12 protein-coding genes, 1 pseudogene and 1 CRISPR repeat array are annotated in these 20,960 nt (G+C 58.5%); of the genes and pseudogenes, 3 read left to right on the forward strand and 10 right to left on the reverse strand.

Annotated elements, in window-relative coordinates; genetic code table 11:
• Nucleotides 1-66 precede the first annotated feature (66 nt).
• Nucleotides 67-1,040: a CRISPR direct-repeat array (repeat unit 33 nt; unit sequence ATTTCAATCCACGCTCTCCGTGAGGAGAGCGAC).
• A gap of 249 nt (nucleotides 1,041-1,289) precedes the next feature.
• The 4 genes and pseudogenes from cas2 to BMOU_RS02235 form a co-directional block, all read right to left on the reverse strand.
• Nucleotides 1,290-1,580 carry a CRISPR-associated endonuclease Cas2 gene (cas2, locus tag BMOU_RS02225; RefSeq protein WP_034874510.1) on the reverse strand — a complete coding sequence of 97 codons (291 nt, stop codon included), beginning with the start codon at nucleotides 1,578-1,580 and terminating at the stop codon, nucleotides 1,290-1,292.
• A gap of 6 nt (nucleotides 1,581-1,586) precedes the next feature.
• Nucleotides 1,587-2,619: pseudogene (cas1c, locus tag BMOU_RS10875) on the reverse strand (type I-C CRISPR-associated endonuclease Cas1c).
• A gap of 596 nt (nucleotides 2,620-3,215) precedes the next feature.
• Nucleotides 3,216-6,542, reverse strand: coding sequence for a mupirocin-resistant isoleucine--tRNA ligase (gene ileS / locus BMOU_RS02230; protein ID WP_034874512.1), 3,327 nt, complete (start codon nucleotides 6,540-6,542; stop codon nucleotides 3,216-3,218).
• Nucleotides 6,543-6,923: 381 nt separating this feature from the next.
• The gene (locus BMOU_RS02235; protein ID WP_034874514.1) at nucleotides 6,924-8,378 is read right to left on the reverse strand and encodes a glycoside-pentoside-hexuronide (GPH):cation symporter; all 1,455 of its coding nucleotides are present in this window, start codon (nucleotides 8,376-8,378) and stop codon (nucleotides 6,924-6,926) included.
• Nucleotides 8,379-8,700: 322 nt separating this feature from the next.
• Between BMOU_RS02235 and lacZ the strand changes: the two genes are divergently transcribed.
• Nucleotides 8,701-11,814 carry a beta-galactosidase, LacZ type gene (lacZ, locus tag BMOU_RS02240; protein WP_034874967.1) on the forward strand — a complete coding sequence of 1,038 codons (3,114 nt, stop codon included), beginning with the start codon at nucleotides 8,701-8,703 and terminating at the stop codon, nucleotides 11,812-11,814.
• Nucleotides 11,815-11,844: 30 nt separating this feature from the next.
• Here the strand turns inward: lacZ and BMOU_RS02245 are convergent, their stop codons facing one another.
• Both BMOU_RS02245 and BMOU_RS02250 read right to left on the reverse strand, forming a co-directional pair.
• A complete protein-coding gene (locus BMOU_RS02245; protein ID WP_034874516.1) occupies nucleotides 11,845-12,858 on the reverse strand; it encodes a LacI family DNA-binding transcriptional regulator in 1,014 nt (337 codons plus the stop codon).
• Nucleotides 12,859-12,940: 82 nt separating this feature from the next.
• Nucleotides 12,941-14,149 carry an MFS transporter gene (locus BMOU_RS02250; RefSeq protein ID WP_034874518.1) on the reverse strand — a complete coding sequence of 403 codons (1,209 nt, stop codon included), beginning with the start codon at nucleotides 14,147-14,149 and terminating at the stop codon, nucleotides 12,941-12,943.
• Nucleotides 14,150-14,305: 156 nt separating this feature from the next.
• Here BMOU_RS02250 and BMOU_RS02255 point away from each other — a divergent pair, with 156 nt between their 5' ends.
• On the forward strand, nucleotides 14,306-15,298 hold the full coding sequence (locus BMOU_RS02255) for an AraC family transcriptional regulator (RefSeq protein ID WP_034874520.1): 993 nt from the start codon (nucleotides 14,306-14,308) through the stop codon (nucleotides 15,296-15,298).
• Between the two features lie 177 nt (nucleotides 15,299-15,475).
• Here the strand turns inward: BMOU_RS02255 and BMOU_RS02260 are convergent, their stop codons facing one another.
• From BMOU_RS02260 to BMOU_RS02275, 4 genes are all read right to left on the reverse strand, one after another.
• The gene (locus BMOU_RS02260) at nucleotides 15,476-16,912 is read right to left on the reverse strand and encodes a sugar porter family MFS transporter (RefSeq protein ID WP_034874522.1); all 1,437 of its coding nucleotides are present in this window, start codon (nucleotides 16,910-16,912) and stop codon (nucleotides 15,476-15,478) included.
• Between the two features lie 167 nt (nucleotides 16,913-17,079).
• Nucleotides 17,080-18,147, reverse strand: a complete 1,068-nt coding sequence (locus tag BMOU_RS02265) for an aldose 1-epimerase family protein (protein WP_034874524.1) — start codon at nucleotides 18,145-18,147, stop codon at nucleotides 17,080-17,082.
• Between the two features lies 1 nt (nucleotide 18,148).
• Nucleotides 18,149-19,051 carry a carbohydrate kinase family protein gene (locus tag BMOU_RS02270; RefSeq protein WP_034874527.1) on the reverse strand — a complete coding sequence of 301 codons (903 nt, stop codon included), beginning with the start codon at nucleotides 19,049-19,051 and terminating at the stop codon, nucleotides 18,149-18,151.
• Between the two features lie 84 nt (nucleotides 19,052-19,135).
• Complete coding sequence (locus BMOU_RS02275; RefSeq protein WP_034874528.1) at nucleotides 19,136-19,825, reverse strand: D-lyxose/D-mannose family sugar isomerase; 690 nt, start codon at nucleotides 19,823-19,825, stop codon at nucleotides 19,136-19,138.
• A gap of 277 nt (nucleotides 19,826-20,102) precedes the next feature.
• Between BMOU_RS02275 and BMOU_RS02280 the strand changes: the two genes are divergently transcribed.
• Nucleotides 20,103-20,903 carry a DeoR/GlpR family DNA-binding transcription regulator gene (locus BMOU_RS02280; protein WP_235143663.1) on the forward strand — a complete coding sequence of 267 codons (801 nt, stop codon included), beginning with the start codon at nucleotides 20,103-20,105 and terminating at the stop codon, nucleotides 20,901-20,903.
• The last annotated feature ends 57 nt before the right edge of the window (nucleotides 20,904-20,960 follow it).

Consider the following 20,960-nt stretch of genomic DNA (forward strand, 5'->3'; position numbering starts at 1 on the left):
TTTCAATCCACGCTCTCCGTGAGGAGAGCGACAGGCTATCACGTTGTCCGGGCCGACACCATTCCCATTTCAATCCACGCTCTCCGTGAGGAGAGCGACGTCCCGTGGCGGAATTCAATATCTTCACCGATCCGCGCATTTCAATCCACGCTCTCCGTGAGGAGAGCGACCCGKTKTGAGTCGTCCGCAAGGTATGTATCATATCATTTCAATCCACGCTCTCCGTGAGGAGAGCGACCGACCTCATCGACGCAAGCAGCCAATGGCTCGCAATTTCAATCCACGCTCTCCGTGAGGAGAGCGACGTCTGTGGAAACTCGCTGTTGAATGTCATGCTGATTTCAATCCACGCTCTCCGTGAGGAGAGCGACTTGCGTGACCCATGGAGCGTTCATACCCTCGGTATTTCAATCCACGCTCTCCGTGAGGAGAGCGACTGTGATGAGTCCATCGTCCTCGGCCTTGCCTTCATTTCAATCCACGCTCTCCGTGAGGAGAGCGACGTGGCCAACCTGCTCAACCATGGCGTGGATCCGATTTCAATCCACGCTCTCCGTGAGGAGAGCGACGCTGTTGGTTCAGATACTTGTGGTATTCGTCGATATTTCAATCCACGCTCTCCGTGAGGAGAGCGACCCAAATACGCGAACCTCAACAATCCAGTCAAGGAGATTTCAATCCACGCTCTCCGTGAGGAGAGCGACGTCGGCGGACGGCTGACAAAAAGGAAACTATCATGATTTCAATCCACGCTCTCCGTGAGGAGAGCGACTGGTGCTTGCAGTCGTACCGGCAGTTTTCGGATGATTTCAATCCACGCTCTCCGTGAGGAGAGCGACGAACATTTATGGACATTCATTCTCAATAATAAACATTTCAATCCACGCTCTCCGTGAGGAGAGCGACCCTTAACAACGCCAGTCAAATAGTCAGTGACAATATTTCAATCCACGCTCTCCGTGAGGAGAGCGACGGCATCAACATGCATTTTGACTAAAATTGCGCATATTTCAATCCACGCTCTCCGTGAGGAGAGCGACTGCACAGATGGACAGCATGTTTCACATTGTGGAACATCTATCCTTCGTACGAGTCCAAGAGTAGCAGGGTTTGAGGTCAAAACCTGTTATTCTAATCACTCGACCAAAAAATAATAACGATTCTTCTCTCTGAAATTATCAAACAGCAAAGGAAAGTCGACTTACTTTTCGATTCCAAGTTCTATCCAAGTGCGAAGCTCGCCTTATCCGATGAGAGCTTCCACTTCGCACAACGGCGGACTTCGGTGCCTAGATCATCATTACATCGTCCACAGGAAGATGCCGTTGCACACCATAATATTCAATCTTCTCAGAATATTTCGTTCCTAATTTATATAAGCGTAGGCTATCCTTCTCTTGATCCATGATTTTCATCACTTCATTTATTAGAGTTAGATAATCTGCTGGAGTGACCGAGCACTCGAACACACTATTCTGCACTCGCTGCCCGTACTTCATACAAGTCTTCGCAACGTTACGCAATCGTCTCTTTCCCGCAGTTGTCTCGGTATTGACATCATATGCCACGACCACCATCATGTCTTATCACTTCCACATAAATGGTGGATAAGCGTCTATGTCCCCGCGTAGGAAGCGCGTTAATAAAAGTGCTTGTACATATGGAACCAGGCCCCAAGAAATTCTTTCCTGCAGATATGGATGAACAATTTGTTCAGTTTTCTTCCTTTGCCAAGCTCCGAGCACTGCCTTTCTTCCTGTTTCTGAGAGGAACACGCCTCCATTTTCACGTTCTTCAAAGTCTTTCGCCTGTATCACACCGGTATTGACCAGAGTCAGAGCAAATCTATCAGCTATCACCGGACGGAACTCTTCCACTAAGTCCAAGGCAAGCGATGCACGTCCAGGTCGATCGACATGCATAAAACCCACGTAGGGGTCCAATCCCACTCCCTGTAGAGCCGCACAGCAATCATTGGTAAGTACGGAATAAATGAATGACAATAATGCATTCATTCGATCAAGTGGAGGTCTCCTTGTTCTCTCTTCAAAGAAAAAATCATCCTTACTTTTCAAAATCAGATCATCAAAAGCATAAAAATATTCTTTAGCTGCCATTCCCTCCAGACCACGCAGCGCACCCATGGAATTGCATTGATGGATTTCAGGTAGTCGTTGTGTCAGTCGATCACTTTGCTGAGAAATCCGTTCCACATTCACTCGCAAAGCATGATCCCGTTTTGTTCGTTCCAGTACCCACTTTGCGTTAAAGATCTTGCCAATAATAAATGATTTAGCGACAGGGAGAGCATCCATCTCATTATCTGCTCGACGGAATTGCTCCCTCCTCAACAGAACATTACGATTCTTCTCCCCCCATGATTGAACAATAATAATGCCCCCTCGGCGAATAGAAGGACATGTTAACGCCCATCTCTCCACAACGTCCCATAAGTGACGGAGATGCTCCCTTATATGAAAAGCATAGTATTGATTCAATGGAACGAAGTGGTATTTTCGCCAGAATCACATCTTCTCGATGCACAGCTACATTGTCATTTTCCAGTGCTAAGTATGCATCTTCGGTCATTACGAACAATGTGTTGAGAAGCTGTTTCATCGCAATGCCTCGATTCAGGAATTCATACCGTTAATTTGGAGATCAATATATTTCTGCGCAGACCTAGTTTTTGTTAACTCGGGTAAACACCAATTTCGCAAGGAGCATGCTGAGCACGCTTTTGTAGGTCTCACTTGTGGCGTATGAGCACGAGTATTCTATTATGCAATTCCTACTGAGCCATAGCCGGCATATTGAGACCTTGTCGAACGGCCCCAACGAAAACTCGGGACTAAAAGAAAACCGGAAGGGCGGGTTGCCGCAGGAATGAACCCGCGATAACCCGCACCTCCCGGCAACGCGACTGCTTCTCATAATGTGTGCTTGACTCACATGGATGGTACTGAGAACCATTCGCTCAACGATCTGCTCCCGCATGCATGACCGAACATACGCGCGGAATACAAATCAAGTCGTAGGGCTTAAAGCCAATGCATAACTGTAGCCGCACGGTTGAATAATCACAAATCCAGCCAACAGGCATGCAGATAGATGGCAAATACGTACATGCGAAGCCCCTATGTGAAAGGCGGCAAGCCACGCCCACACGGAACACGGCTTGCCGCCTAGATATGAGGTACATCTCACAGTCCAGTTCAGGCTTTGGCAACCTCAACTGCCAGTTCGGAGCCTTCGGCGCCGGCCACAATCTCGAAGGAGGTGGCGAGCGTTTCGGAAGCCACGAGGTCCTTGAATTGCTCGACCTTCGCCACGTCACCCGCCGGAACGGTGAGCTTCAGGGCGATGCGGTCGGAGATCTCCAGATCGGCGGCCTTACGGGCATCCTGTACGGCGCGGATTACGTCGCGGGCGTAGCCTTCGGCGATCAGGTCGTCGTTCAGCTCGGTGTCGAGGATTACGAAGCCACCGGTCGGCAGTGCGGCGGACACGGAGTTGGCGGCCTCGTCGGCGTTCTTCTCCTCCACGCTGTTGATTAGTTCGTATTCGCCCTCCTCCAGCGCAATGTCGCCGTTCGGGGTCTCGCACACCGGAACACCGGAAGCGTCAACATGCCAGGCACCGGACTTGGAGGCCTTGATGGCAAACTGTACGTCCTTGCGCAGGCGCTTGCCGGCAACGCGGGCGTTCACGCGCAGCTCGTTGATGATCTTCAGACCACGGGATTCGGCATCCTCAAGCGTGCACAGCTCAACGTCCTTGACGTTGAGCTCGGACTTCAGGATTTCGGCATAGGCGGCCACGGCATCCGGATCAGACACGATCACGGTCAGCTTGCTCAACGGCTGGCGCACGCGGATCTGCTTCGCCTTACGCATGGACAGGGTGCTGGAAACGACCTCGCGCACCTTCTCCATGGCGTCGACCAGAGCCGGATCGTCGACGAGCACGCGACCGAGCTCGGTCGCCTCACCGGAAGTCGGATCGGCGAGGAACGGCCAGTCGGCCAGATGCACGGATTCGCCGCCGGTCAGGCCACGCCACACGGCCTCGGCCTCCATCGGGGCGAGCGGGGCGATCACACGCATGAACGCCTCAAGCACGGTGTACAGCGTATTGAACGCGTTCTCGTCTTCGTTCCAGAAGCGGTCGCGATTGTTGCGGATGTACCAGTTGGTAAGCATGTCGATGAAATCGGACACCGCTTCGCAGGCATCGGAGATCAGGAAGTCATCCAGAGCGGACTGGGTCTTCTCGATCAGACGGCGGGTACGTGCCAGCAGGTAGCGGTCCATTTCCGGCAGCGAAGCCACTTCGTCGGCACGCAGCGAACGTGCATCGAAACCGGCGCCGCCCTTGGCTGCATTGGCATACAGGGTAAAGAAGTAATAGGAGCTCCATACCGGCAGCATGACCTGGCGCACGGTATCGCGGATGCCTTCGGCTGTCACGATGAGGTTGCCGCCGCGCAGGATCGGCGAGCTCATGAGGAACCAGCGCATGGCGTCGGAACCGAAGTCGTTGAACACACCGTTCACGTCCGGGTAGTTGCGCAGGTGCTTCGACATCTTCTGACCGTCGGAGCCGAGCACGATGCCGTGGCAGATCACGTTCTTGAACGCCGGCTTGTCGAACAGGGCGGTGGCCATGATGTGCAGCACGTAGAACCAGCCACGGGTCTGGCCGATGTATTCCACGATGTAGTCGCACGGGAAGTGCTGTTCGAAGGTTTCCTTGTTCTCGAACGGATAGTGGTACTGGGCGAAGCTCATGGAACCGGATTCGAACCAGCAGTCCATCACATCGGTGATGCGGCGCATGTGGCTCTTGCCGGTCGGATCGTCCGGGTTCACGCGGGTCAGCTCGTCGATATACGGGCGATGCATGTTGACATTACCCTCGTGGTCGCGCGGATAGTCGCCGAAGTCGGCCTTCAGCTCCTCGAGCGAACCATACACGTCAACGCGCGGATATTTCGGATCGTCGGACACCCACACCGGAATCGGCGAACCCCAGAAACGGTTACGGGAGATGGACCAGTCGCGGGCGTTCTCCAGCCACTTGCCGAACTGGCCGTCCTTCACGTTGCTCGGAATCCAGTTGATCTGCTGGTTGAGCTCAAGCAAACGGTCCTTGATCTTCGTGACGGACACGAACCAGGAGCTCACCGGCTTGTAGATCAGCGGGGTGGCGCAACGCCAGCAGTGCGGGTAGGAGTGCACGTAGCTCTTCTCCTGGAAGAGGATTGCGCGCTGCTCTTCCGGCACACGTGCCAGCGGACCATCGCCGGCGCGCAGATTGCGCAGGATCGGCAGATTCGCGTCGAACACGTACTGGCCTTCATAATCCGGGCACAGCGAGGTGAACTTGCAGCCAGCGTCGAGCACGTCCACGCTCTTGATGCCCTTGGCGTTGAGCGTGTTCATATCGTCCTCGCCGTACGGCGCCTGATGCACCAGGCCCGTACCCTCGACGGTGTCGACATAATCGGCGGTGAAGATCTGGTAGCCTTCCGGCCCTGGAACCTGGCCTTCGGCCGCATGCTCTTCGCCGGCGAAGTACGGGAAGACCGGGTAATAGCGCCAGCCTTCCATTTCGGAGCCCTTGAGTTCGCGCACGATCTCGTAGTTCTCGCCGAGTTCCTTGGCGTAGGAGCCGAGCAACGGCTTGCCGAGATAGAACTTCTTGCCGGCGAACCTGCCTTCGGTCGGGCGCACTTCGACATAGTCGATGTCGGCGCCGACCACGATGGCGAAGTTGGTCGGAACGGTCCACGGGGTGGTGGTCCAGAACACGGCGTAGGCGTCTTCCTCGTCACGCAGCTTTACGGCCACGGACACGGTGGTGTCCTGGCGGTCCTGGTACACGTCGGCATCCATGCGCAGCTCATGTGCGCTCAGCGGCGTCTGGTCCTTCGGGCAGTATGGCAGCACGCGGTAGCCCTGGTAGGCCAGGCCCTTGTCGTACAGCTGCTTGAAGGCCCACATCACGGATTCCATGTACGGAATGTTCAGGGTCTTGTAGCCATGCTCGAAATCGACCCAGCGCGCCTGACGGTGCACGTAGTCCTTCCACTCGTTGGTGTACTTGAGCACGGAGGCACGGCAGGCATCGTTGAACTTGTCGATGCCGATCTCCTTGATCTGCTCGACGGAGTCGATGCCCAGTTCCTTCTGCGCTTCGAGCTCGGCCGGCAGGCCATGGGTGTCCCAGCCGAACACACGGTTGACCTTGCGGCCCTTCATGGTCTGATAGCGCGGAATCACGTCCTTGGCGTAGCCGGTCAGCAGGTGGCCGTAATGCGGCAGGCCGTTGGCGAACGGCGGGCCGTCGAAGAAAACGAATTCGTTCTGGCTGTGGTCTCCGGACGGACGGCGCTCGACGGACTTGGCGAAGGTGTCGTCCTTCTCCCAATAGTCAAGCACGGACTCCTCCAGCTTCGGGAAGCTGGGGTTCGGCGCGACGTTGGCGCTCTGCTCACCGGCAGCAGCCTTCGGATACACATGATTGGTGGTTTCGCTCACCGTATGCTCCTCGTTTGGCAGATTTCCTGTTCTTCTTAACTACCTACGAGGACGACGACTTCCGTACGGCTTGCCGCACGTCCGCCACCGCGGTACCACCTCGCTTGCCGCTCTCCCCTGCGTACTGCGCAGTGCGATTACGACCGCTTGCGTTCGGCTGTTCGGGCCGATCCCGCCGGTTCTACTGGGCCTGCGACTGCTTCTGAGGGTTCGTACCCTGCAATCGCCGCCGTTCTTCCGGAAGCTCCCCGCTGATAACGGATCACAGCTATGCATTTCAGCAGTTTAGCCTAGCACGCAGTGCGAACGTTACCTATGGAAGGAGCCGCATGGCGTCCACCATGCGGCTCCTTCAACCCACGAATCGCATACCGGTTGCGATCAGGATTCGGACGGCTCCCCCTGCGCGAGCTGCGATTCGAGCTGCCTGACGATGTCATCGTGCATCTTTTCGCTGATCTTCACCTTGAAAAGGAAAACGAGCAGGCTCAGTACGATGACGGCCAACGGCACGTAGAAGGCGCAGATCTGGAAGGTATGGATGTTGGAAGCGGTCATGTCGGCGGCCGTGGCGTTGCCGATCATGCCGGCGGCCACGGCCACGAAGCCGACGATGCCGTTGGAGCAGGCGCCTGCGATCTTGTCGAGCATCGGGCGCACGGACAGGGTCACGGCCTCGTTGCGCTTGCCGTTCTTCAGCTGACCATATTCGATGGAGTCGGTCAGGGACAGGATGGCGGTCATCTGGATGAAGGTCTGCGGCAGGTAGAAGAAGACCAGTCCGACGGTGACCATCGGCAGGCTGGACGAGCCGATGATGAACAGCAGATAGCCTATGATCATAAGCGCCATGCCGCCGAGATACAGGTAACGGCGCGGAATGCGCTTGTTGAGGATCGGGTATGCCGGAGCCATGATCAGACCGGTGATGACCGGAATGACGCCCACGATGGAGTATGCGCCGGAATTGTTGAGGATGTACTTGAACAGGTACATGAGCACGCCGGTGGTGGCCACGTTGGCGATGGCGTACAGCAGGTAGCTCAGGGCGACCCACAGCAGCTGGTCGTTCTGGGCGAGGGCCTTGAACGCGGCGAGCGGGCCGCCGTTCTCCTCGGCGTTGGTTCGCAGCGTGCTGGAGCTTTCCTTGGTGCCGAACGCCACGGAGCATACGGTCAGAATGCCGAGAATGGCCACGATGATGGCGAAGCAGGTCCAACCGCTCTGGCTTTCCGTCCGATTGCCGGTGAACACGAAACTGAAGTAGGTGACGATCGGGATGACGATGATGGTCAGGCCGTTATAGCCGATGGAACCGCCGAAAGAGCCGAGCGCGGTATAGGTGGAACGCTCATGGGAGTCATTCGACAGCGCTGGGATCATGCCCCAGTAGGAGATGTCTCGCAACGAGTAGAACACGTCGAGCACGACGAACACCACCACAAACAGCACGATGAACCAAGTGGTGTTGACATTGACCAGACCGAACAGGCCGGTGTACACCACGACGAGCAGCAACGCGGAGACCGTGCCTCCGATGAGCTGCCATGGCTTGAAACGGCCCCACTTGGTGTTGGTGTTGTCGATGATGTTGCCCAGCAGCGGGTCGATGAAGATCTCCGCAATGCGGATGATCACGACGAGGCTGGTGATGATGCCGATGAGTTTGGTGGCGATGCCCTTGTCGACGCCCGCGAACAGCGAACTGGTCACATACACGATGAAGTATGTGCTCAGGGCGTTGTAGAACGCGGACTGGCCGACATTGCCGAACGCATATGCCATACGGGATTTCAGGTTTGAGCTCTGCTTATCCACGGTGAGGGTTTCTTCCATCGTTACTTCTCCTTAGAAGTTTCCGTGCAGTCTTCCTTCGACTCATGTGTCAGTATATGGCATAACCCCTGTTTAGTAAAATATGACACTAATCATTACGCATCGTCGGCGTGTCGCATTTTGTTCGATAATGGTAGAAAAGACCACACATCATGCGCGTTACACGATTGATTCGACCATCGAAGCAAACATGGACGCACCATGCCACACATACGACGCAACGCACTTGCATGTTTCGATAACGAAAGTTACTATTTATTAGTAAAGGATTTTACATCCTTCGCACAGAGCCGTGACATCACAGAAAGAGGGCAGGCAGATCATGTCGCATATCTTTTCCGCAACCGAAGCACAGGAATCGTGGCTGACCGATCCCACCGTTTTCGCGGTCAACCGCCTTCCGGCGCATTCCAGCCATCGTTGCTACGATCATGAACCGCTCATGCATGAACCGTCAGGACTCAAACAACGGCTCGACGGGCAGTGGCAGGTCAAGGTCGTCGATATGGCCGAAGCGGGATTTCCCACCGGCTTCGCCCAGGCCCGATGCGCCGAATCCGGATTCTCATCCATCGAGGTGCCATCGAATCTGGAGACCAAAGGCTTGCTGAAGCCGCAATACGTCAACGTGCAGTACCCATGGGACGGCCATGAGGACCCGCAGCAGCCGAATGTTCCACGGCATAACCATGTGGCGCTGTACCGCAGGGAATTCACGCCGTCCGCATCCGTGGCCCGCGCCATCCGAGAGGGTCGTCAGGTCACGCTTACCTTCCATGCCGCCTCCACCGCCATCTATGTGTGGCTGAATGGTGCATTCATCGGCTATGCCGAAGATTCCTTCACGCCGAGTGAATTCGACGTGACCGACGCCATCCGGGAAGGTCACAACACCCTCGCCGTCGCCTGCTTTGAATTCAGCAGCGCCGCATGGCTCGAAGACCAGGATTTCTGGCGCCTGCACGGACTGTATCGCAGCGTCGAACTCACCGCCATCCCCGCCGCGCACGTACGCGACTGGAAGATCGACCCCGATTTCGACGCCGCGACCGGCAATGCGGCACTCGCCTTCGTCGCGTCCATCAGCAATGCGGACGTTGCGTCCAAGGCCGTCGCGACGCTGTACGACGCCGACGGCGCCATCGCATGGCAGTCCGAACGGCTGCCGGTGAACGAAACGATCACCGCGGAAGCCGCAATCGCGAACATCAGGCCATGGAGCGCGGAGGAGCCGAATCTGTACACGCTCGGCCTGACGCTGTACGGCACGGACGGCGCAGTGATCGAAGTCAGCCGCGAGCGCATCGGCTTCCGGCATTTCGCCATCGAAAACGGTGTGATGAAGCTCAACGGCAGGCGCATCGTGTTCAAGGGCGTGAACCGTCATGAGTTCGACGCCCGTCGCGGCCGTGCGGTGACCGAGGAAGACATGCTGTATGACATCACGTTCTTCAAGCGGCACAACATCAACGCCGTGCGCACTTCGCACTATCCGAACCAGGAACGCTGGTACGAGCTGTGCGATGAGTATGGCATCTATATGATCGATGAGACCAATATCGAGACGCATGGTTCATGGACCGCACCGAGCGACTCGGTCACGCCGGACACCAACGTGCCGGGCAGCAAATCCGAATGGCAGGAGGCGTGCGTGGACCGCATCGAGTCGATGATGCGCCGCGACTACAACCATCCGGCCGTGGTGATCTGGTCGTTGGGCAACGAATCGTATGCGGGTACGGTGTTCAAGGCGATGAGCGATTTCGTGCATGCCAACGATCCACTGCGTCCGGTGCATTACGAGGGTGTGTTCTGGAACCGTGAGTTCGATGGCATCTCCGATATGGAAAGCCGTATGTACGCCAAGCCGGCGGAAATCGCGGAGTATCTCGAATCCAATCCGAAGAAGCCGTATATCTCGTGCGAATACATGCATGCCATGGGCAATTCCGTGGGTGGCATGCATCTGTACACCGAGCTGGAGCGTTACGAGCAGTATCAGGGCGGCTTCATCTGGGATTATATCGACCAGGCGCTTTTCCAGCGTCTGCCGGACGGCACCGAACGCCTGACGTATGGCGGCGACTGGGACGACCGCCCGAACGATTACGAATTTTCCGGCGACGGCATCATCTTCGCGGACCGCACCGCCTCTCCCAAGGCGCAGGAGGTCAAGCAACTGTATGCGAACGTGAAGATCGAGCCGGATGCGCACGGTGTGACGATCCGCAATGAGAATCTGTTCATCTCCACCGCCGACTACGTGTTCACGGCACGCGTGCTGGTCAACGGCGAGGAGCGCTGGCAGGCCGATTACCGTTTCGACGTGGCGGCCGGTGCGAGCGGGCGCTTCGACATCGCGTTCCCGACCGCGGACGATCTGATGGCGGGCCGTTGCGGCGAGGCGTTGCCGAACGGCTCGATCGAGGTGACGTACGAGGTCGACCAGCGGCTGGCCGGGGCCACCGCCTGGGCTCCCGCAGGATTCGAGCTGACGTTCGGACAGTACGTGCAGGTCATCACCGATGCCGCCAACACGGATGCCACCGATCCGGTAACCGCCATTCATGCGCATGACGTGACGGTCACCGACGGCCGATGGAACGCCGGGGTGAAGGCGGGCGGCCGCGAGGCATTGCTGTCCAAGGCACAGGGAGGACTCGTCTCCTTCACCCGCGACGGCCGTGAAATGCTGTCGCGCAGGCCGAGCCTGCTGACCTTCCGCCCCCTGACCGACAACGATCGCGGCAACGCCTCCGGCTTCGACCGTGCGCAATGGTTCGCCGCCGGCCGTTACGCCAAGACCGTCGGCGCCGAAATCGTCCGCAATGGCGATACGGTCGTCGGCACGTACACGTATGAGCTGGCGATTGCGCAGCGTACGAAGGTCACCGCGCGCTACGAGCTGTCGGGAGACGGACGCATCCATCTGACCCTCACCTATCCGGGTGGCATCGAGGCGGCTTCGCTGCCGGCGTTCGGCATGGAGTGGATGCTGCCGGTCGAGTATTCGAATCTGCGCTTCTACGGTCTGGGACCGGCCGAAACCTACCGCGACCGTCTGCACGGCGCCAAGCTCGGTGTATTCGAGAGCACCGCCGAAGCGGACAACGCACCGTACCTGGTGCCGCAGGAAACCGGCAATCATGAGGCGCTGCGCTGGATCGAGGTGACCGACCGGTACGGCCACGGCCTGCGTGTGAGCCAGGCTGGCGAGGAACACTTCTCGGCAAGTCTGCTGCCCTACAGCACGCTGATGTTGGAGGAGGCGACCCATCAGGAGGAGCTGCCGGCCCCACGCCACATGTTCCTGCGTCTGCTCGCGGCGCAGATGGGCGTCGGCGGCGACGATTCGTGGGGTGCGCCGGTGCATGGGCGGTTCCAGCTGCCGGCCGACCGACCGCTCACGCTTGACGTGATGCTGGAACTGTTCTGATGTTCCGCAACCGCTGAAAAACTCCGAACGTCACCGTTCCGCCGGCACGAAGCTGTCACGCACGACCAACGAAGTCGACAGATAGGCGTGCTGGCGGATGGTCCGCTTGCCCGCGATGGCATCCGCCAACGTCAGGATCGCCACGCGGGCGAGTTCGCTCTGGTCGATGGCGAACGTGCTCAACGGCGGCGACGTAAGCTGGGCGATTGTCTGGTTGTTGATGCTGATCACGCTGATGTCACGCGGCACGAGCACCCCGGAGGCATGGAAGGCCTGCAGTACGCCGACCGCGATCACATCGGCGGCGATGATCACCGCATCCGGCAGCGCACCGTTGTGGTCGTGCACGAACCGTTCGCCAAGCCTGCGTCCGTTTTCCACGGTGAACAGGCCATCCGAATAGATCAGTCCCTCGGCGTCCAATCCAAAATGCTTGATTTCACGCTGAAAATAGGTGGCACGGTTCTCCTCGTCCAGCTCATAGAAGTTCATCAGGCAGCCTTTGCCGCCAATGAATCCGACGCGTTCCATCCCCTTCGCCGCACAAGCCGCAACGGCATCGTGCACGGTCTGCTGCAGATCAGGCTGTACGGAGTCAAACAGGCTCGGCGCCGGATTCACATCGATGAACACGCCATACGGCATGGCGTCATGCAGCCGTTCCAGATCGTCTTCGACGATCCTGTCGGCACCGATCGCCATGAAGCCGTCGAATCTGTCGCTGTCGGCAATCATGTCATCAAGATTGCGGAACACGGTCAGTTCCATACGCTGCTGCCCCGCATTGCGCTCAAGCGCCGCACGCAAATCGGTGAAATAGGAATCACGCAACGTCTCATCGGATTCCTCGTTGTCAAGCAGGGCCACCTCATGCGGAATCACGATGCGTTTGGTCTGCATACTGTAGCCCAGTTCCTCGCTGACCTGAATGATCCTGCGACGCGTCTCCTCACGGACGGACAATGTGGGATCTCCATTGAGCAACCGGGATACCGTAGCTTGCGAGAATCCCGTCCGTCTTGCGATTTCCTTGATGGTCGCCATTGATGCCCCTCATTCAGTGAAGTAAAAGCTTTACCAAATCAGGGTACCTCATCTTCCTATCAAAATGGTAATCAAAAGCACCCTAACGCATGGTCGCACCGCGGGCCGCACATTGCCGGTCATCGACCTTCAGCAGCACCGTCATCAGCACCGCCAACGCGGCGAAAACGGCACCGACCGGACCGAGCCAACGCAATCCGACGGTATCGTAAGCCACGCCACCAACCGCGGAACCAAGCGCGATGCCGAGATTGCAGGACGTGGAATTCAGCGATGAGGCAAGCGTGCCGCAGCCGGGATAACCGGTTTCGGCCACATATGAATACAGCACCTGCGAAGGCGAGTTCTGCAGATAGATCGTAAGGCCCAGAATCACCAGCAGCACGGCCCCGAGCACTGCGTTCGCCGCGGCAAGGGGAAGCAGCAGCATGCATACGAACTGCAGCGCGTAGGCCTTGCCCATGCCGACAAGCGGCCAGATGCCGGTGCCGCGCGTGGCGAGCCTGCCGCTGTACAGGTTGCTCCACAGGCAGCAGGCGCCGAATGCCACGAGCGCGATGCTCACGTAGGCCGCGGGCACATACAGCTCGTTGGTGAACATGGGGGTCAGGTAGGTGTACCACACATAGCTTGAGGCGAGACCGAACACCACGGTGAGCACGCCGAGAATGATTCGGCGGTCGGAGAACAGTTTGAACTGGCTGAGAATCCTCACCTGCGAGGGCACCGAACGCTTCGGCAGCACCACGAACATGACGCCGATCATGGCCACCGTCAGCACGTCGATGATGACGAAGCTGGTGCGCCAACCCGCCAGTCCCGCAATCCACGTACCCATCGGCATGCCGAACACGGAGGCGATGGAAAATCCGGAGAACACCCACGACATGTATTTCGGCTGGTTTTCACGGCTCGTCACGTCCGGCCCGAAGGTGAGCGCCACCGCCACGAGCACTCCCGAAACGGAGGCGGTGACCACGCGAGCCAGCAGCAGCATCGGATAGTTCATGGCGAAGGTGCAGAGCACATTGCCGGCGAGGAATACGAGCAGCAATGCGATCAGCGCGTGGAATCGTTGGAATTTCGAACAGATCGCGGCGCCGATCGGCGTGAGCGGCGCATACACGAACGCGAAGATGGCCACAAGATTGCCCACCATGGTCACGGCGATGTTGAGATCGGCGGCGATGTCGGGCAGCACGCCCACGATGATGAATTCGCTGGTGCCGAGCAGGAAGCTCTGAAAGACCAGAATGGCCACAGGAAGCGTGAAAAAGTGGCGCGATGCCATATTCGTATCTCTCCATCACTATAGAAAATCTTCTTCTTTATATGGAGAGAGTAATATTTATCAGTATTCGGAACACACAATGCGATATCATTGCATTGTGTATAAATAGCAAAATCGTATCGTATTGCACGGAAGACTCCTCGAAAGCGGGAATGGATGAAGCAACGTCAACCGTTACAACCTTTGGCGGTATTCTCGGATCTTTCCGAACGCATCTACTACAATCAGCCCGATCTGCCGCTGTATACACGCAATGATGCGCTCTCCCGCTTCGACTTCAGCATGGCCTGCCACTGGCATCGTGACCTGGAGTTCGTACATGCGCTCACCGGATCGATGAAGTACTTCGTCAACGGCGCGATCGTCGACATTCCGACCGGCGACGGACTGTTCGTCAATTCGAATCGGCTGCATTACGGATTCTCACCGACCCGTGAGGAATGCCATTACCCGGCGGCCGTAGTGAATCCTTCGCTGTTCGAATCATTATGGCGACCGGCGAGCGCTGAACTGGACATGCTATGCGGGCCGGGCGCACCGGATTACATGTTTTTGGATCATACCGACTCGCGGCATTGGCGCATTCTGCAACTGATTGACGATACCGTGCGGTTCAACGTGCCGAATGCCGATGAAGCCGCCAATCCACGGTCCGATACGATTCAGGCGATCGGAACGGCGATCCAATTGTGCGGCGCGGCTTTGGCGTTGGTTCGGGAAAGCATGGCGAAAGCGTCCGGTCGTCCGGCTGCCGGACGACCGGAGCCGGCACAGGACCGGCGATCACCATCCTCGGATCATTCGGTCGCGCACTCCCCCGCCAATAATCGTGATTTGATGAGTGCGTTGACCATGACCGGCTTCATTCATCAGCATTTTCCGGAACGGATTACCTTGGCCGACATCGCGGCGGCGGGTACCATGAGCCGCAGCCAATGCTGCATCGTGTTCCGCGAGTATGTGAATCGCACGCCGAACGAATATCTGACCGACTATCGCATTGAGCAGGCCATGCACATGCTTTCCGGCACTGCCTCCGACGTGGCCGAGGTGGCCCGTGCCTGCGGTTTTTCGACGTCCAGCTACTTCATCCGCGTATTCCGCAGGCGCACGGGCCTCACCCCGCAGCAGTGGCGGCGGGCGCACTGAACCCATACTTGTCCGTATGATCCGCCATCCGCCGTTGGCAGACGGCCGATGACGGAACACAAACGTCGTTGTGGCTCGATTGGGGCAAACCCAATCGGGCCACAACGACGTGAGCGGTCAGAGGGGTCGTCGGAGTCCGGTCCCGTGGGAATCCGTCCAATCCATCCGGACGGGCAATCAGCCTTCCATGTCCTCCAAGGCGACGCCCTTGGTCTCCTTCATGAACTTCAGCACGAAGAAGAAGGATACGAAGGCGAAGAAGGCGAACAGTCCGTAGATCAGGCCGACGTTGAAGGCCAGCAGCACCGGGAAGCTCACCGTGACGATGAAGTTCGACGTGTACTGCACCGCGGTGCCGACGGACATGCCGGCCGAACGCATGGAGTTCGGGAACATTTCGGCGAGCATGGCCCACGAGACGGTGCCCCAGGTCAGGCCGAACGCGATCACGAATCCGTTGGCGCACACCAGTGCAAGCGGACCGGTGATGCCACCGAGCTGCGGAGCGCCGTTCACCAAGGGCGCGGTGCCGAAGAGCAGCGCCAGGCCGCCCTGGGTGATCACCATGCCGATGGAGCCGGCCAGCAGCATCGGACGGCGGCCGACGCGGTCGATCAGGAACGTGCCGCCGATGGTCGCGGCGATGTTGATCAATGAGGTGATGGCGGTGATGGTGAAGGAGTCCTTCTCGGTGAAGCCGACCGCACCCCACAGGGTGTTGGAGTAGTAGAAGATGACGTTGATGCCGGTGAACTGGTTGAGGATCATGAACCCAATGGCCACCCATACGATCGGCTTCAGGCGGCCGGCCGGAGTGATGAGGTCGCGGAACGACGGCCTGTGGTCGATGCCGATGGAGTAGCGGATGCGCCCGATCTGATCGGGGATCGGTGCCGGGTCGATGCTGATGCGGCTCAGCACGGCGGCCGCCTCCTCATCGCGATGTTGCGCCACCAGATAGCGCGGCGATTCGGGGATGGTCATGGCCAGCAGGAAGTACAGCACGGACGGCACGGCCATGCACAGGAACATCCACTGCCAGGTTTCGAGCGGTCCCATGGGCACGCTGGCGCCGCCGGAGATGTGCACGAGCAACGCGTTGACGAGCAGTGAGATGAAGATGCCGATGACGATGCCGAGCTGCTGGAACGCTCCGAGCACGCCACGCTCGTCGGTAGGCGCGATTTCCGCGATGTACACGGGTGCGACCATGGCCGCGACACCTGCCGCGAAGCCACCGAGTACGCGGAAGATGACCAGCACGATGATGTTCGGCACGATCGCGCAGCCGATCGCGCAGATCAGAAACAGTACGGCGGCGATTTTCATCATCGGCACGCGGCCGATCCTGTCGGCGATCCGGCCGGCGAGCAATGCGCCGATGCCGCCGGAGATCAACGCGGAGCCGACGGCGAGGCCGAGCAGGGCGTCGCCTGTGGCGAATTCGGTTTTGATCGCATTGGTGGCGCCATTGATCACGGCGGAATCATACCCGTAGAGCAGGCCGCCAAGCGCCGCGATCAGCGCGAGACGACGGGCCACGGATCTGCGGGACTTGATGGTCGACTCGCTCAGGGCGGCCGGTTCAGCCGCATTCGCTTCAGCTGAAGACATGATAAGGTCCTTCTTCCTTGAAAGATGGTGAATTGTATGGGAAATAGGTCCCTCTCGCCAAGAATAGGGAGGGATGCCGGCCCGAGCGGGTATCCGGAGTTCAAACGGAGAAATCGGAGAGATCCAAATCCGTTCGGACCGGCAGGCATTGGCGGCGTGGCCTACCGCTATGCGAGGAGTGCGTCGCGACGGGCCAGCAGCGCATCGATGGCTTCGGCGCCGTCGAGTACGGTGAAGGTGACGGTCTTGCGTTCGCAGGATTGCGCGGCGAGCGTATGCAGATTGCCACGTTCCTCATGCCAGCCGCGTCCGTACACCTTGGAATTCGAAGGTTCGAGACCGACCACATAGTCGCCGGAACCCATCGACTTCCATTCCATGAAGTGCGGGAAGTCGGCCACGTTGAAGTCGATGACCACGCCCAGGCCGAGTTCGCGGTTGACGATTCCGGCGAAGCTTCCGCCGTCCGCGTCGGCCGCCAGCTCGTGGATGTACACGCTTTCCGGCTTGTTGGCCTCGGGAGCGCCGATCTCGTTCCACGGCGTGGTGTCGGCCGCGGTGGTTTCGTCACGCGGGGTCGCGCCACGGCTCGGAATGACCACTTGCGCGCCTTCGGCCAGCAACGGCCAACCAAAGTTGCAGTGGTACATCCACATGAGCGGCTCCTCACGGAACGACTCGTTGGCCACCTCATCCTCGACCGTGATCGACGGCCTGCCGTACACGGAACGGATGCGGCGGCGCAGCACCATGTTTTCACCGAACAGTTCCGCCTCACGCATTTCACCGGACACCTCGAGCACATAATCGTCGCCATCCCAGTAGGCGTCGGAGCTCACATGTTCGGCCGGCGTGGTGCGGATACGGCCATGCATCGGGTAGTCGCCGGCCGGGTACCGCGAACCTTCCGGCGTGGTGTACGGGCCGCAGATGTTCTCGAAACCGCAGGTGAAGAACAGGCCTCCCATGATGGAACGCAGCGCCTCCTGTCCGTTGGTGTCGAACTGGTTGCGGCCGTTCAGCCCCGGCTTCGACAGGAAGGTGAGATTCTCGCCCCTGTACTCGAACAGCGCCACGTCAAGGGCCTTGTCGGCCATCGACATGAAACGCAGTGGCCCGTTCTTGACTTCGACCGCCTTCAGGCCGTGCGTGCGGCCTTCCTGGTATTCGATCGGACGAACGTAGGCGGCTTGCTGCATGCTGCCGACGTGGGCGAGCATATCGGAACGCTTCATCTCAATCCTCCCGCAGTTCCGCCGGGTATTCCGGCCATGCACCCTGCTGGGTGCATACGAACGCCGAAACCTCGACCGCACGTTCATGGGCGGCGCGCAGGCTGAATCCGCGCAACCAGTATGCGAGGAACGCCCCGGAGAAGGAATCGCCGGCGCCGACGGTGTCGGCGACCTCGACCTTCGGCGTCGGCAGCATCGAGATGGTCTCGTCGTCCATCACCAGACTGTAGGAGTCGCCGGCGGTGAGAATCACCACGTCGAGATCGAACATCTCCTTGATGGCCTTGACGCATTCGGTTTGCGACGGCACCTTGAACTCCGGTTCCTCGATGCCGAAGAGCCGCGCCACGATCGGCAGCTCCTCGTCGTTGATCTTGAGAATCGTCGCACCGTTCAGCATGCGTTCGAGCACGTCGTGGTCGGCAAAGCCGGAACGGATGTTGATGTCGAAGAAACGCACGGTGTCGGGTCCGGCGGCATCGATCATCGCGTAGATCGCGTCGCGCGTGCCGTGTGGTTCGCGGGCCGCGATGCTGCCGTAGCAGATGGCGTCGGCGCTCTCGACCAGCTCGCGTACCTGGTCGGTGAAGGCGATGTGGTCCCACGCACGATCGCGCACCACGTCATAGGAGGGAATGCCGTTCTCGTCCAGGGAGACGGCGGTGATTCCGGTTGCGTATTCGTTGACCTGCGCGGCCACGTTGACGCCACGTTCGGTGAGCAGCTGCACCAGTTCGCGGCCGAGTTCGTCGTCACCGACCGCGGTGACCGCGGTGGCCTCCACACCGTTCTGTGCGGCGTGGTAGACGAAGTTGGCCGGTGCGCCGCCGGGTTTCTTGCCGTCGGGAAGCATGTCCCACAGCAGTTCGCCCATGGTAAGCACGGATTTGGATTGCGCGTTCATTGCGAATGTCCTTGTTTTCGGGTGAGTTTGGCCAGAGGTACGGCAGTACGGCCGTACCTCCGCAGTGATGATGGGGAAAGAATCTCAGTCTTCCTTGGCTGCCGGATACTCGTTGCAGAGCAGACGGTAGGCGGACTCGTCCTCTTCGATCTTCGGGAAGCGGCCAAGCGGCGCGAAGAAGCGGTTGTCGGTGTTGTCGTCGTTGCACATGGACACCTCGCCGACCAGCGTCGGGACGGAGTCCTCCTTGATGTAGTACTCGTGGTAGGTGTACGGGTAGAAGGTCAGGGACTCGCCTTCGTTGAGCTCGATCGGCTCTCCGGCCGGCACATAGTAGCGGCGGCCGTCGCGGCACACCAGCACCGGGGTGTCGAGCTTCTCCTCGGTCTCCGGGTCGGCGTTGTACAGGTGGAACACCGCGGTGCCGCCGCCGCGCACGATGATGTCTTCCATCTTGTTCCAGTGGAAGTGCATCGGCGAGACCTGGCCCGGCATGCTCATCATGATCTTCTCGGCGTACACCTTGGTGTATTTCGGGTCCTTCACGTTGCCGTTGCGCAGGGTGATCAATGCCAGGCCCTTGTGTTCGAAATCGCCTTCGCCGTAATCGGTGATATCCCATCCCAGGGCGTTATCGCGGACCTCATCCCACTCATGCCCCTTTTCGGCCCATTCCTCCGGGGTGAAGCTCAGATACGGCGGGATGCGGAACTTGTACTGGTCGAGCAGGGCTTCGAACTGCTTGATGACTGCATTGACTTCAGAACGCTTCATGGCGAAAACTCCTTTGTCATAAACTGCGACGTTTACGCGTCCGTTGTTGTTTACTTTCGATTGTTGCGTGTTTTTTCGTTTTCGAGCGGTTCGCCTTTCGGCGTGTCGTTCTCGACAACAAGCATTTTTCGATTGATTTCGTTTTACTTGCGATTTCTTTCGTTTTGCTTGTTGACAACAACATAACACAAGGTTACGATAGTTGTCAACACCAAAACGAAAGGAAACGAAATGAAATTTTCGCCATAACGATAAGTATCGAAAAGCGATTGCTAAGATGGATGGCAGCATCCAGTCCGGCGGCATACAGCAAGGAGCCTGCACGATGATGAAAGCCGAACGCCAAGAGCAGATCTTGAGGAGGATCGACGCCAACGGCCGCGTCGTCGTCACCGATTACGCCAAGGAGCTTGGCGTCACCGAAGCCACCTTGCGCAAGGACCTGCAGGAACTGGACGACCGAGGACTGGTGCAACGCGTGCACGGAGGCGCGATGAAGCCGGATACCGAACTCAGCCGATTCGAGAACCGAGTCGATCTGGGCAAGGACGTCAAAATGAGGCTGGCAGCGGCGGCGATGGATGAGATCGCCGAGAACCGCGTCATCTTCATCGACGGCGGCTCCACCAACTATCTGGCCGCACAGGCGTTCCCACGCGACTACACGGGAACCATCATCACCAACAGCCCGGCCGTGGCCCTATGGATGTCCGACTACGACAATGTCGAGGTGAATATGCTCACCGGCACCATTCACCATAAATCCAAGGAGACCGTCGGCTCGGCGGCACTGGCGATGCTGCAGCAGCTGCACTGCGACCTGGTGCTGCTCGGCGTCTCGTCGATCGACCCGTCGCACGGCATCACCACGCCATACCTGGAATCCGCCGAGACCAAGCGTGCGCTGATCAAAGCCGGAACCAAGGTGATGAGTCTGATCACCCCGGAGAAATTCGGGCATGTCTCCACTTACAAAATCGCTGATTGCAACGCGCTGGACGTCATCGTGACGAAAGGCACTCCGGAGTGCGCCGACGCACTCATCGCCATGGGAGTCTCATTGCGCATCATCCGCTGATTCGCAAATCCCCTCGGATAATCCAGAACCGACCTCCCACCCATCCGAGATGCGGCA

Origin of the sequence: Bifidobacterium moukalabense DSM 27321 (assembly GCF_000522505.1) — a bacterium.
Classification (GTDB): Bacteria; Actinomycetota; Actinomycetes; order Actinomycetales; family Bifidobacteriaceae; genus Bifidobacterium; species Bifidobacterium moukalabense.